This is a genomic window from Pseudotamlana agarivorans, assembly GCF_001642835.1.
In the GTDB taxonomy this organism is placed as follows: Bacteria; Bacteroidota; Bacteroidia; order Flavobacteriales; family Flavobacteriaceae; genus Pseudotamlana; species Pseudotamlana agarivorans.
This window is the reverse complement of sequence record NZ_LXEI01000003.1, coordinates 127123-141342: the sequence shown is the minus strand read 5'-3', so window position 1 is coordinate 141342 and position 14220 is coordinate 127123. Positions and strand designations below refer to the sequence as shown.

General features: G+C 32.7%; 16 protein-coding genes. 7 read left to right on the top strand and 9 right to left on the bottom strand.

Annotated elements, in window-relative coordinates; all coding sequences use genetic code 11:
* Nucleotides 1–14: 14 nt before the first annotated feature.
* The 6 genes from A6I66_RS06465 (at nt 15) to A6I66_RS06440 (ending at nt 5050) form a co-directional block, all read left to right on the top strand.
* Nucleotides 15–614 carry a hypothetical protein gene (locus A6I66_RS06465; protein ID WP_067146838.1) on the top strand — a complete coding sequence of 200 codons (600 nt, stop codon included), beginning with the start codon at nt 15–17 and terminating at the stop codon, nt 612–614.
* A gap of 301 nt (nt 615–915) precedes the next feature.
* Complete coding sequence (locus A6I66_RS06460) at nt 916–1329, top strand: hypothetical protein (RefSeq protein WP_211267538.1); 414 nt, start codon at nt 916–918, stop codon at nt 1327–1329.
* Between the two features lie 231 nt (nt 1330–1560).
* Complete coding sequence (locus tag A6I66_RS06455) at nt 1561–2160, top strand: hypothetical protein (protein WP_067146834.1); 600 nt, start codon at nt 1561–1563, stop codon at nt 2158–2160.
* A gap of 434 nt (nt 2161–2594) precedes the next feature.
* Nucleotides 2595–3200, top strand: coding sequence for a hypothetical protein (locus A6I66_RS06450; RefSeq protein ID WP_067146832.1), 606 nt, complete (start codon nt 2595–2597; stop codon nt 3198–3200).
* A 420-nt stretch (nt 3201–3620) separates the two neighbouring features.
* Nucleotides 3621–4226, top strand: coding sequence for a hypothetical protein (locus A6I66_RS06445; RefSeq protein ID WP_067146830.1), 606 nt, complete (start codon nt 3621–3623; stop codon nt 4224–4226).
* 224 nt (nt 4227–4450) lie between these two features.
* Nucleotides 4451–5050, top strand: a complete 600-nt coding sequence (locus A6I66_RS06440) for a hypothetical protein (protein ID WP_067146828.1) — start codon at nt 4451–4453, stop codon at nt 5048–5050.
* Between the two features lie 138 nt (nt 5051–5188).
* On the opposite strand, the gene A6I66_RS06435 is transcribed toward A6I66_RS06440, so the two are convergent.
* Nucleotides 5189–5566: a DoxX family protein gene (locus A6I66_RS06435; RefSeq protein ID WP_067146826.1), complete on the bottom strand. Its 378-nt coding sequence runs from the start codon at nt 5564–5566 to the stop codon at nt 5189–5191.
* A gap of 110 nt (nt 5567–5676) precedes the next feature.
* Between A6I66_RS06435 and A6I66_RS06430 the strand changes: the two genes are divergently transcribed.
* On the top strand, nt 5677–6030 hold the full coding sequence (locus tag A6I66_RS06430) for a winged helix-turn-helix transcriptional regulator (protein ID WP_067146824.1): 354 nt from the start codon (nt 5677–5679) through the stop codon (nt 6028–6030).
* A gap of 71 nt (nt 6031–6101) precedes the next feature.
* On the opposite strand, the gene A6I66_RS06425 is transcribed toward A6I66_RS06430, so the two are convergent.
* From A6I66_RS06425 to A6I66_RS06395, 8 genes are all read right to left on the bottom strand, one after another.
* A complete protein-coding gene (locus A6I66_RS06425; protein WP_067147069.1) occupies nt 6102–6884 on the bottom strand; it encodes an enoyl-CoA hydratase/isomerase family protein in 783 nt (260 codons plus the stop codon).
* 121 nt (nt 6885–7005) lie between these two features.
* Nucleotides 7006–8421 carry a sensor histidine kinase gene (locus tag A6I66_RS06420; protein ID WP_067146822.1) on the bottom strand — a complete coding sequence of 472 codons (1416 nt, stop codon included), beginning with the start codon at nt 8419–8421 and terminating at the stop codon, nt 7006–7008.
* 145 nt (nt 8422–8566) lie between these two features.
* Nucleotides 8567–9115, bottom strand: coding sequence for a CopD family protein (locus A6I66_RS06415; protein WP_067146820.1), 549 nt, complete (start codon nt 9113–9115; stop codon nt 8567–8569).
* A 22-nt stretch (nt 9116–9137) separates the two neighbouring features.
* Entirely contained in the window at nt 9138–10490 is a 1353-nt protein-coding gene (locus A6I66_RS06410) for an MATE family efflux transporter (protein WP_067146814.1), read from the bottom strand.
* Between the two features lie 8 nt (nt 10491–10498).
* Nucleotides 10499–11524, bottom strand: a complete 1026-nt coding sequence (hemH, locus tag A6I66_RS06405; RefSeq protein WP_067146812.1) for a ferrochelatase — start codon at nt 11522–11524, stop codon at nt 10499–10501.
* Nucleotides 11525–11677: 153 nt separating this feature from the next.
* Nucleotides 11678–12427, bottom strand: coding sequence for a hypothetical protein (locus tag A6I66_RS06400; protein ID WP_157614113.1), 750 nt, complete (start codon nt 12425–12427; stop codon nt 11678–11680).
* A 500-nt stretch (nt 12428–12927) separates the two neighbouring features.
* Complete coding sequence (locus tag A6I66_RS16730; RefSeq protein ID WP_169815714.1) at nt 12928–13092, bottom strand: hypothetical protein; 165 nt, start codon at nt 13090–13092, stop codon at nt 12928–12930.
* A 94-nt stretch (nt 13093–13186) separates the two neighbouring features.
* Nucleotides 13187–14086: a helix-turn-helix transcriptional regulator gene (locus A6I66_RS06395; RefSeq protein WP_067146808.1), complete on the bottom strand. Its 900-nt coding sequence runs from the start codon at nt 14084–14086 to the stop codon at nt 13187–13189.
* Nucleotides 14087–14220: the final 134 nt, after the last annotated feature.

Genomic DNA, 14220 nt, shown 5'->3' with positions numbered 1-14220 from the left:
ATAAACGACTCACTATGAAAAACGTACTTACACTAACGAAAAAAGGAATCCTGATGGTAGCTATGCTAGCAACGGTTTTAGGATTCGCTGAAGGAGATGCTAAGGTTATCGTAAAGAGAGACGCTAAGAAAACGTCTATAACACTAGAGGATGTCAAACAAGGGGATTTAGTTTCTATTAAAGACAACCAAGGTATCATTATTTTTAAAGAGTCGGTGGAAACCACTGGAACTTATAAAAAAGGATTTGATTTAACAGATTTAGCCAGTGGCGAATATGTTTTTGAAATTGATAAAGATTTAGAAGTAAACATGATTCCATTTACAGTAAGTGCTACTGAAATAGAATTTGATGAAGCTGAAGAATCAACATACTTTAAACCTCATACTAAGAAAGAAGCCGATTTACTTTATGTAACGAAACTTTGCTCTAACGATGAAACAGCTATTATTAGTATTTTTAATGAAGTTGAACAAGGTGCTTACGAAATGATTCATTCTGAATTAGTAGAAAATGCCTTTATGATCAAGAAGGTTTATAAGTTGAATAAAGGAAATTATAAAATTACAATACACTCTAATAACAAGGAGTACACGAAATTCATTAATAATTAGTTTAATGTCTTATTTAGTTTAGTTTAGTTGGTAAAGTGGGCTGTGGTGGCCCACTTTTTTTTTGCCTTTTTTTTACTAAGCAAAACGTAAAATTCTTGACTGTTTCCTTTCTCATAGAAGCATAATAACCATCTCAATAAACATTAAAATAGCATCATAATACTTTTAAAGTCAATATAACATATATTATGATCAATTATGGTGTTTTGAAATGAGGATCTCTACATTAAATTTACAACGTAAACCTCTCATTTTGAAAAACATAACTAGTCTCTCACAAACATTGCTTCTATTAATAGTCTTGCTATACCATATACAAGGCCATGCGAAGAAAGCTGCTTACTATAATATTAGTCATACCAAAGAACAATCGGTTCTAACCTTGAACGATATTCCTAAAGGAAGTTCTGTTGTCGTACTAAATGACAATAAGCAGGTCATTTTCAAAAAACACTATTGGAACATTAAATCGGTTGACCTACAATTTTTAAATGATGGGCGCTATACGTTTAAAATAATAAACGCTGAGAACGTTATGAGAATTCCTGTTATTATTTCATCGGGAATAGCATTCATAAATAACAAGGAAGCACTAATTTCTCTTAAACAATTTCAAAGTTTTTGTCATATTAAAAATATCTACGAACATAGATCGCAAATTACGCTATACACAGAGCCCAAAAAACACAAAATTGATCTATACAAATCATATTAATAATTCTCAAATAGATTGATAGCAATTACACGGTGTACTTTAAGTGCACCTTTTTTTTTTGGAAGCCCTCAAAATATAGCAAAATTATCACTAAAATATGCTCAATTAACCCTGGTATAAAACAATGACAGCATGACAGTTAATATGGTATATAAATACGTCAATTGCAGTGTTTTACAACACAGATACCTCATGTATCTTTGTAGTATCAAAATAGAAAATTTATATATTATGAATAACATATTGACAAACACAAAAAAAGGATTATTAATCGTAGCATTATTAATTTCTACCTTAAGTTTCGCAAACGAAAACACATTATACAGTATCAATGTAGAGGCTAACAAAACGACATTAACTTTAAACTATGCTAAAGAAGGTACAGCTTTAGCCATTAAAGACGTTAGCGGATCTGTTTTATATTCTGAAAACATTAATACAACTGGAAGATACAAAAGAGAATTTGACCTAAACTTTTTACCAAACGGAAACTATTTCTTTGAATTAGTGAAAGATTTAGAGATTAAAGAAATTCCTTTTACTTTAAATTCTGGAGTTGCTGAATTTAATGAAGAAAAAGTGGTTTACAAACCATTTATTAGAGTAGTAAACAATTTAGTCTATATTAGCAAACTAGCTCTAGATGGCGAACCTTTAGATGTAAAAATCTATTTTACTGAAAAAAACAAATTCAATTCGACACTTGTTGTTTCAGAAAAATTACAATCTAACGATAAAATCGAAAAAGTTTATAAGTTAGAAGGTAAAGATAAAGGTGAATACCAAATCATATTACATTCTGCAAATAGAAGCTTCGAAAAAAAGATCTAAACATATCTCAGATTTATAGCATAAGGGTAATCTTTAAAAAGGTTACCCTTTTTCCATACAATGGATTAGGTTAAAAATTAAAATATTAGTCAATCTGTACTCGAAACAGAATTTCAAGCTAATAAAATTCAATGATATGGGAATCTAAAATAAATTCAGATTGACGTACAATCGAATTAAAAGGTCTACTCTTCTTTTATCCCACTTTTAAAACAGCATCCACAAAGAAATCCTCGCTATAACATCATTTAAGACATCGGATAAAACTCACAAAATAAAACAAAATTACCTCAGATATATACTATATTAACTTAACACAAAATCAACATAAATATAACAGATAATCTAGCATATAAATTCGTCAATTCCCATGTTTTGCAGCACATACTTCTGCTATATCTTTGTGGTATACAAAAAGATAAAATTATTTTACTATGAAAAATATAATAACAAACACAAAAAAAGGATTCTTACTAGTAGCATTATGTGTATCTATGGTAAGTTTCGCCAATGAAAATTCATTTTACAATGTTACTGTTGAAGCGAACAAAACAACTTTAACTATTAATAATGTAAAAGAAGGAAGCTTACTTTCACTTAAAGATGCTTTAGGACATGTTATTGCTTCAGAAACTATTAAAACTTCTGGAAAATACACTAGAGAATTTGATTTATCATTCTTAGCAAACGGAGACTACATGTTTGAAGTAGATAAAGATTTAGAGATTAAAGAAATTCCTTTCGCAGTAAAATCTGGAGTAGCATTATTTAATAAGAATGAAGAAAAAGTAATTTACAAACCTTTCATTCGCGTATCTGGAGACATAGTATTTGTTAGCAAATTGGCCATTGATGGCGAACCATTAGATATTGAAATTATTTTCACTCCTAAAAACAGTGCTAATTCTAGTGTGGTAGTTTCAGAAACAGTAAAAAGTAAAGATAAAATAGAAAGAGCTTACCAATTAAGCGGTGCAAAAAACGGAGAATACCAGGTTGTTCTTCACACTGCAGGAAGAAGGTTTGAAAAAAAGATCTAAGAGATTTTAGTTTAGTTTAGTTGATAAAAAAGGTGATCTTATTATAAGGTCACCTTTTTTAGTTTTCACCAATTAGAATAGTATTGAATTTAAACGCTTTAAAAAACATTATAAAAACGCTCCCTCCTATAATACCCTCCAGGAGAATATCTTCTCAATTTTAAAAATAATATAAGTTCATTTAATTTATCATATTAACTCTTGAAATACCTTTTAAATTTTGAACTTTTGCCTTTTTGTAACTCTGTAACTGACTGGATCAATTCTGACAAATTAACCTAGTTATATGTTATATTACCTCAATATAAATACAGTATCAACATAACAGACAATATAGTATATAAATTAGTCAATCCCCATGTTTTACATATTAGCAATCTCCTATACCTTTGTCATGTAAAAAGATAAAAACAATAGATTATGAATAATATATTTACACTTTCAAAAAAAGGATTATTGCTAGTAACTTTATTCGTTACAATGCTAAGTTTCGCTAACGAAAATTTAACTTTCAGCGTTGATGTTGTTGGAGCAAAAACAACCTTTACATTAAACAGTGTGCAAGAAGGTAGCGCATTATCGATTAAAGACATCCATGGAACTGTACTTTATTCGGAAATGATAAAAGTAACTGGCAGATACTCTAGAGCATTTGACTTAACTTTTTTAACCAACGGCAAATACAGATTTGAGGTTGAAAAGGATTTAGAAATTAGAGAAATTCCTTTTTCTATTACCTCAGGAAACGCTATTTTCAATAAAGAAAAAGAAAAAACGGTTTATAAACCATTTATTAGAGTTGCTGGAGACTTCTTGTACATTACTAAGCTAGCAGTAGATGGTGAGCCGTTAGAAATAGACATCTATTACACAAGCAAAGCAGGTAATGATCAAAAATTAATTCTTTCTGAAATAGCTTCAAACGAAATAAAAATTGAAAGAGCTTATAAACTTGATGGTTTAAATTTTGGAACCTATAAAGTCGTATTACGTTCTTCTGACCGTATTTTCGAAAAATCGATTTAAAAATTTAAAGTTAAATTTTGCTGAAAAAGGTGGATCTTATGAAAGATCCACCTTTTTTTGTTTCCATTAATTTAACAAAAGAGGGCGGAATAAAACGCATTTATTAACCTTAAAACAACTTAAAAATAATGGGTAAAATAACATATAAACACGTCAATATCAGTGTTTTATATTCCGTATGTAGTTGTTAAGTTTGATATGTTGAACGTTAAAAACACTTTATTATGAAAAACGTACTTAAACATTCAAAAAAAGGAATCTTGATGGTAATTATGTGCACTGCCATGTTAAGTTTCGCAAATGAAGTTCCATTTTTCAACATTAAAAATGAAACATCAAGCACCTCGCTGGTTTTAAAACGTTTAAAAGCAGGGAACCTACTATCTATTAAAGATAGTCATGGCGTGATAGTACATAAAGAAGTGATACAGGCAACAGGGAATTTTTCTTCTAAATTTGATCTTACATTATTGCCAAATGGCGCTTATAAGTTTGAAGTCGATAAAGGCCTTGTAATTAGTTCTATTCCATTTACTGTTAAATCTGGATTGGTACTATTTAATAAAGAAGAAGAGCAAATCATTTATAAGCCACATACACGTGTTGAAGGCAATGTGGTTTACATTAGCAAATTGGCTTTAAATGGCGAACCTCTTAAAATTTACATATATGCTGTAGCCACAGGATATGAAGGTCTTTTATATTCGGAAACCATAGAAAATACGACAAACATTGAACGCATTTATCGATTAAATGGTTTAGAAGATGGCAGTCATAAAATTGTTTTCGAAACCGAAGGCAGAGAATTTATTGAACACCTTTAAAACAATTAAGAACCACTTATTAACTACTAAAAGAGGGCTGTACTAGCCCTCTTTTTTCGTAATATGTATTTAGAAGTAGTGCACTTCCAAGAATTTGTATAGTGCAAACTTACTACTATAGCTTATTAATTAAGCAAACTAACTTCCTACAATTGGCTTGAATTTATCCCAATTTGCACTAATAGCCCAAATGTTAATCGCCAATAGTATTATTGCTATTCCAATACCTGCTACATCATGTACTAGATGATGCACAAAAATCCCTATAACGACAGGAAGAATTACGATAGCTCCTAATGCTCGTTTTTTTGGAATAGCAATGAGAATCCCACCGATAATTTCAACAATGGCAACCAATGGAAAAATCCATTTTATGGTCATAAATCCACCCATTATTTGCATCATGTCTTCAGACATTTCTGGCATTGGCATATAGTGGAAGAATTTGTTAAAACCTGAATTAATCATCATTAATCCGAAAAGAATACATAGAACTGTAAGTACTTTATTTTTCATTTTAAATATTGGTTTTTATTTATATGGCAAAATTAACTATTTTTGATTACCATTAGTAATCAGGTACCTTTAGGTAACTGGTTACCTAAAGGTAATCAAAATCATTAGTAATGAAAAAGAAAGAACACAAAGAATGTATGTCTGCTCTGATTCCTGTTAGAGACACATTAGACGTGATAGGTGGTAAATGGAAAATTTTAATACTCATTTCAATTTGGGAAGGAAATAAACATTTCAGAGAAATTGAACGTAGTATTCCAAAATTAAGCACCAAAGTACTATCAAAAGAATTAAAGGATATGGAAGAAAACCAGTTGATTACTAGGACTGTTTTAAATGGTTTTCCTGTAAGAACAGAATACACCCCAACAGAACATTCGAAATCCTTAAAAAAAGTTATTTTAGAATTATACAATTGGGGCGTCAATCATAGAAAAAAAATCTTTGCTACAATTCCCAGTTAGCAAACTGTATGAAAATCTAACCTAGGTATGGTAAACCTTACTGGAAACAGCCCTGTCTCGGTAAAACCATTTTATTTTCCTGGAAAATTGGCTTTTCGCTTTTCAAGGAAAGCAGTAGTACCTTCTTTAAAATCGTCGGTTCCAAAACAGTCCCCAAAACCTTGTATTTCTACTTGAAAACCATCGACACCAGACTTAAAATTAGCGTTTACAGCCTTGATAGCCGTACTTATTGCCACACTAGAATTACCAGTTATTTTATCAGCTAAACTTTCAGTAAACGATAATAATTCTTCTTGAGCAACCACATGATTCACCAAACCATAATGCAACGCCCGAGAAGCATTAATCATCCCTGCAGTCATAATCATTTCTAAAGCGCGACCTTTACCAATTAATTGTGGCAGGCGTTGTGTACCCCCATAACCAGGGATAAGCCCTAGAGAAGTTTCTGGAAGCCCTAGTTTCGCATTATTACTAGCCACGCGAAAATGACAAGCCATAGCCAATTCTAATCCGCCACCTAAAGCAAAACCATTTATAGCCGCGATAACAGGGGTTGATAAATTTTCAATAAAATCGAATAAACTTTCATGACCTTCAGCAGCCAACATTTTACCTTGAGCCGCAGAAAAATTTGAAAACTCACTAATATCGGCTCCTGCAACAAAAGCTTTTTCTCCACTTCCAGTAATAATAATCACTTTTGTTTCTTTATCGCGATCGGAAGCGTCAATGGCGTCATGTAACTCGGCTATTGTTTCTTTATTTAAAGCATTTAATTTTTTCGGACGATTAATAGTTATCGTACTAATGGCAGCCGATTTATTTAAAAGAATGGTATTATAACTCATAGCGAAGTTTTTTAATAATAATTGCAACATCAGCATAAAGGCCCATGTTTTCAAGCCTTAAATTTACTGATTTTTTAAAGCTTAACTGTTAAGAGTTTCTAAATTCGAAGTAATCAACATTCTAATTAGCTGTTGGAAAAGTCACTTTAAACGTGGTACCTTTACCTTTTTCTGACACAAAGGAAATGGTTCCATTATAGGTTTCTACAATATTTTTAACCATGGCTAAGCCTAATCCCATACCACTTGTTTTAGTGGTAAATTTTGGTTCGAACACCATATTTTTACTTGCTTCGGAAATCCCCACACCATTATCTGAAACCGAAACAACCACGTTATTATTCACTTCTGAAACATTAACTAGAATTTTGGGCTCATCATTTTCAGACATGGCCTGAATCGCATTTTTAACAAGGTTGGTAACCACTCGAATTAATTGTGTGCGGTCTAATTTTGCAATGATATGTTCACGATCGGAAGAGAAAACAATATAATTTTCATTAAAAATATCTAAGGCCAGTTTAACAATTTCAACCACATTTAAATTTTCATTCTGTTGCGCAGGCATCTTCGCAAAATTTGAAAATGCCGAGGCAATGGAACTCATTGTGTCGATTTGTTGAATTAGAGTTTTAGTATATTCATCAACTTTTAAATAGATATTTTCATCTTCAGGGTTAAACTTTCTTTGAAAGTCTTGCACCGTTAATCGCATTGGGGTTAACGGGTTTTTAATTTCATGAGCAACCTGTTTCGCCATTTCTCGCCATGCCTGTTCACGTTCACTTTTAGCCAATTGTATAGCACTTTCTTCAAGTTCATCAATCATACTATTGTATGAATTTACAAGCGTTGTTATCTCTTCGCTAGTATCATCTATAACAATTTTTTCATTTAACCTTTCTAAGCGTGTGGCGTTAATTTTATCGCTAATGGTTTTTAAAGATTTGGTTATGAATTTTGAAAGCAAAAACGCCAATCCGATAGCCATAAAAAGCACAAAGGAAAAAGCATAAGCCATTCGTGTTAAAAATGCTTCAAGCTCTTTGGTTAAAAAATCGTCGTTTTCTAAATAAGGTATATTAAGGATAACTAAGGCCTTAGATTTCTGATCGGTAAGATAGGTGTAGGAAGATAAAAAGGTTTCGCCGTTTTCCATATGCTTATCAACATACCGATGGCCAGCTGTGTTAGAAATCGCATTTAAAACCTCTGTTTTGATGCATTTATCTGCAACATTATTTCTAAAACCTGCTTTTGAAGAGATGAGCAAAGTCCCATCTAAATCATATAAATTAATTTGAAGTTTATGAATATCGGCTATGTTATAAATTTCTTCCTTAAAAATAACGGCAATATTCTCAGTTTTAACCTCCCAAGTGTTGTTTCTACCGTTAAGCACACGCTTTAAATGCGTACTAATACTATGCTCTTTTGCGTATAAACGGTCGTTGTGATAATCTTCACTCTGTTGTTTATATTGTTTGATGGCAACCACAGAAATAAGCACAGATCCCAGCAGCACAAGCATAATCATGGCTAGAAAAATTCGAGTACGAAGCGATGGTTTTTTAAATTTAAACGGCACGTCAATTTATATTGAATGATTTAAATATAGCAATAATTAAACCAAAGCGATTTAAAGCCTACTAAAAAGTGAAAGTGGCTATTGTCTTATCATGTTAAGCATTCGGGTTCTTATCTCGAATGCGTTTATACACCTTAAAACCAATCATAATAAGAATACCAAGAACGATGATTCCAACCACACCCCAAATCCAATTAATAGCAGATTTTAATATAACCAAAAACACTACCGCAAAAAGAATAAAAGTGGCACCTTCATTCCACATGCGCATAAAGTTTGATGTTTTTTTAACCACTCCTTTTTGTAGCTGCTTAAAGTACTGATGGGTTTTAAAATGATATACAAAGAGTAAAAGTACAAAGGCTAACTTAACATGCATCCAAGGTTGCTCTAACCAATACGGCTGCAAAACAAGTAACCAAATCGCAAAAATAGTGGCTAATATGGCTGAAGGCCAGGTAATAATATACCAAAGTCGTTTCGCCATGAGTTTTAACTGATCTCCAAGGATTTCCTTATCTGGAGATGACTTATGAAAAGCTTCAATTTGGTACACAAAAAGTCTAGGAATATAAAACAGACCCGCAAACCAAGTGATAACGAAAATCAGGTGAAAAGATTTAATGTAATTGTAATATTCCATAATTAAAATAGTAGATGTATTTTCAGTCTTTAATCGGATTTAATGTCTTAACAATTTCACGATTCAAAAAATAGGCCGTAACAATCGTAGCCAAGGTATCGGCAATAGGAAAAGAAATCCATACGCCTAGTTCCCCATAAAATTGTGGTAAAATAAAAATAAGCGGAATAAAGAAAAAGCCCTGTCGTGTTAAGGTTAGTAACAACGCCGGCTTAGCCTTCCCTATAGCTTGAAAATAAGCGGCTCCAATAAGCTGCAGTGCTATTATGGGTGTCGCCGCAAATACCCATCGCATGGCACTTGGTGTCTCTTTTATCACCTCGGCATCGGTAGTAAACATTTTAGTGATCGCATCTGGAAAAGTCATTAATACTATAAACACTAAGGTCGCTAAAAGCGATGCATATTTAATAGCGATATAAATGGATTGTTTAACACGATTGTACTGTTGAGCACCATAATTAAAGCCAGCAATAGGCAAGAAACCTTGGGTAACACCTAAAACAGGAAACATAGCAAACATAAGCATGCGACCAACAATCGCGTAAGCGGTAACCGAATTAACACCACCTAATTCATACAGAATATTATTCATAAACAAATAGGTAACACTTACAACAGCTTGTCTAGCTAAAGTGACAAAACCTAAAGAACTTATTTCTTTAACCTCACTGAGGTGCAATCTGAAATGCGAAAAATTTAATTTAAGTTCGGAATGTTTCGATAAGAAAAACCATAAAATAAAGGCAAAACAAAATACGTATGATAAGGTCGTCGCCCAGGCAGCTCCCGCCATACCTAAGTCTAATACATTTATAAAAAGGTAATCTAAAAGCAAATTACTTACCGACGGAATCATCATGGCATACATACCAAACTTGGGTTTGCCTTCAGCACGAATAACCGTATTACCCATCATGCTTAAAGCTAAAATAGGCACACCATAAAGCACAATACGGTAATAAATTTTTGCAGGCTCAAAAATAGCGCCTTTACCTCCAAAAGAATGAATGATAGCATCTTGATAAAGCAATCCCACAAAAACAAAAGTGCAACACAGCAATAAGGTTAAGGTGATTTGATTGCCAAAAGTCTTAAGGGCTTTTTTGTGGTTTGATGCCCCGAGTGCTCGAGATATAATGGACGAACCACCTATACCAATGGCCATACCTAAAGCAGCAATAAAGAAAGACACCGGAAGTACAACATTTATAGCTGCAATAGCGGTTACCCCGATCCAGTGGCCTACGAAAATCGTATCAACTAATATATTTAAAGACATCACCAAAATTCCTATGGCCGCCGGAACCGCTTGTCTTATTAAAAGCTTTCCTATGGGCTGCGACCCTAAGTCTTGAGATGATATTTTTGCCATAATTTAATTTATGCTTGTGGCGTTACCCAGGTGTTGATCCAGTTAGACAATAAATCTACAAAAGGTTTATCATCATTCAAACAAGGGATGGTCGTAAATTCCTTTCCACCCATTTCATGAAAGATTTCTTGACCCTCCATGGCTATTTCTTCAAGCGTTTCTAAACAATCGCTAACAAAAGCAGGTGTTACTATAGCCATATTTTTTATGCCATTTTTCCCTAAACGCTCTATGGTTCTATCGGTATAAGGCAATAACCAAGGATCGAATCCTAAACGGGATTGAAAGGATGTAGAAAAGGTACCTTCTTTCAGATTCAGTTTTTCGGCAACTAAACGAGTAACCTCCAGGCATTGGTGTCTGTAACAAAATTCGTGGGCTTTACTTGGCGTAGCACAACAACTCCCATCAATTTTACAATGCGATTTGGTGACATCACTTTTTCTAATATGACGCTCTGGAACCCCGTGATACGAAAACAATAAATGATCGATTTGCTTACCTTCCAAATGTCTCTTTACAGAATTTGATAGCACTTCTATATAATCAGGTTTGTTGTAAAAAGCGGGAACAGATTCTATTTTTAAATTAGGAAAGAATGCCTGACGAATTTCTTCAGCCAAAACTGTGATGGTTTCGGTGGTAGCCATGGCAAACTGTGGGTATAGTGGAAAAAGCAAAACCTCATCAACACCTTGATCTACCAATTCCTGAAGCCCTTTTTTAATGGTCATACTTCCATAACGCATGGCTAAGGCTACGGGAACATCTACTTGTTTCTGAATACCTTTTTGAAGTCTTTCCGAAATTACGATTAAGGGCGAACCTTCGTCCCACCATATTTTCTTGTAGGCTGCTGCCGATGCTTTCGGACGTGTTTTTAAAATAATTCCTTTTACAAGTGCCGTTCTAGCAACTAGGGGAATATCTATAACGCGCTCATCCATTAAAAATTCGCCTAAATATCTTTTAACATCTTTAGGCTCCGGACTATCGGGAGAACCTAAATTTACAAGTAATACGCCTTTTTTCATCAATTTTTTTAATTGCTACAAAAATACAATAGTTAATTGTAATAGCCCTTAAAATTTAGTTAAGGACAAAGACAGACAAAAAAAAGCTCCACAAAAGTGAAGCTTTAATTTATATTCTAGATAATCAGTTATAAACTGATAGCGCAGTTCTTATTAATAATCGCTCACCGATGATTTATCATACACCCATTTAGGTAATGAAGCACTATCAAAATTTGGCTTACCTTGTGTATTTACACTTTCAACACATACTGAATTCACTAAGTTTTTCACATTTAAAACTTCAAAAACTTTATCGTGTTGTGCTTTAGTAAAGTTTCCTAACACATAATCGATATCTACCGATTTGTAAACCCCATCTTCTAATAAATAAGCAAACATGGTTTTTACACTAGGCTCATAAAACTCAGTATTTTTATCGTAATCTTCTTCTTTTAGGATGTAGTTTTTTCCAGCAACTAGAAGGTATTCTTTATCCGATTTCAAATGCTTCACACTCACGGTACCTCTAAACAGCAAGTGATAATCGTCGTGATATAAACCTGGCTTACCTTTTACACTGTTTTTATTAACTTCATAAAAAGAATCGAATGGTGCGCGGCCTTCCTTATTAATACGAGCCGTAGGGATGTATTTAAGGTATTCATCCTTGGTCGCAAAATGTGATGGTAAATTCTCGGCGCAATAGCCATTATACCAAACTGGAGTAAAATCCTTGTTAAGTAAATTATGATTCCCTTTTTCAAAAATTACAGGGTGTTCATAAACTCTCGGGTTAAAAAATTTATAATTTCCTATTTGAAACAAATCGCAGTTTTTTGAAACTTTCGTTTCCGATCCGTTTGTTTTACATGATACAATCACACAAAAAATTAATAGGGTTTTTAGTAAAGTTCTCATCATAATTTGGGTTTAATGCAAGTTAATAGTGTTGGTGGCTATTAAACTTACTTGGTTAGTATAATTTAGTTGATTAAATTTTTCACTTTTTACCAATAAACTTATCGAAACCCGTCTTATACTTTTTTATGCTTTCAGAATCAATTCAAATAAAATAAAACAGTCCAAAAAGGTTGTTTTTAATTTTACCGAAATTGAGAGAGATGAAAACGAATTATAAAACGCATTCAAGTTCAATTGGTGTTTACCTAGCGGATGAGGGAGTGAATGTTCATTTAAAATAAATCTGAATTCTAAAACCTTTCAGTATCATTTTAAACATTCGTTAGCTAGTTGCTCTAACAATTTGTACTACACCAATATAGGCAAAAACTGATACAAGTAGGATTATCCTTTAAAAAAATCGATGAAAGGTAATTTTCAGAAAGTTTTTTCATACAAAACTATGTTACAGAACTTTAAGCATGAGTTTTGTATTAATGAAGAATGGTATTAAAGCGACATTAATCTTTACGTAATTGACGCTCTAAATATTGTTGATAAGCTTCTTGGTCTTTATTATTGTATTCACAAGCTTGAAAGATGCCACAAGAGGTATTAGATTGCACTAAAGATTTCTTTGACGCTTGCTCATAAAAAGCGGCAATTTCTGGAGTTAAATATTTCATATTCATCAAATTTAAATTCAACTTAATGAACTGATTTAGGCTTTTTGTGTTTAAGCGAAAAAGGACATTTTTTTAGCATAAGAAAAAGTCTAAATCAGTTCAATGACATAATATATTTTTTTGGTGTCGTACCATACTTCTTTTTAAAGGCCGAAATGAAATGGCTGGAAGCACTGTACCCCACTTTTAATCCCACTTCATTGACATTATTTTCACCCGATTCCAATAATTTTCGGGCTACTTCCATTTTATAGTCGAAAAGAAAACTAAAAACTGAATCGCCATAAATTTGCTTAAATCCTTCTTTTAGCTTTTTCAAACTCAAACCAATTTCATCGGCGAGTTCTTGTAGACTAGGCGGTTCTGCCATACGAGCCACAATAATATCTTTAGCCTTACGTATTTTTATCACATTGGTTTCATCAACTAAAAACGGACACTGTTCCACATCGGCATCTTCACTTCTATTAAAATACAAGCTTAACAACTCATAAGCCTTACCTTTAAAATAAAGTTCTTTAATAGATTGATTCAAATTATAATTGATGAGCTGATTAAGGACAATGGCCATGGAAGGGGTAATCACACCATCTTTATAGTATTTTTTATCGCGATTGTCTTCACTTAAAAAAGTTATATAATCGGCCTCGTGTGAAAAGAAACCATGAAACTTTTTAATGGAAATTAAAATGGAAACCATCCATGAGTGCGGATTAATTTCTAAATGGATTGGCAAATCGCGTTGCGGATTATAGAGCAACAACGAATTTTCTTCTAGGATATTTAATTTGTAACGGCCTTCATTAAATAAAAACTGACTAGAACCCTTTACACAAAAATGAAATTGAATATAATCACTATCTATATCTTTTACAGCCGATTGCACTTCACTGGCTTCATTTTTAAAAGTAAGCACGATAACACCATCCTCAACAGAGGTTTCATTAAAAGTACTTTTAGCGATACTTTTCTCGCTATTCAATTCCTGATTCATATCTGTTTTATTTAGATTGATTCTAAACTAATAAGCTACAATGACCCTATTTTAGTACTAAAATAGCATATTTCCTCAATATCCCTAAAAAACATCGCTAAAAAACCACAAACGACACTTAAAGTTCTTCTAGC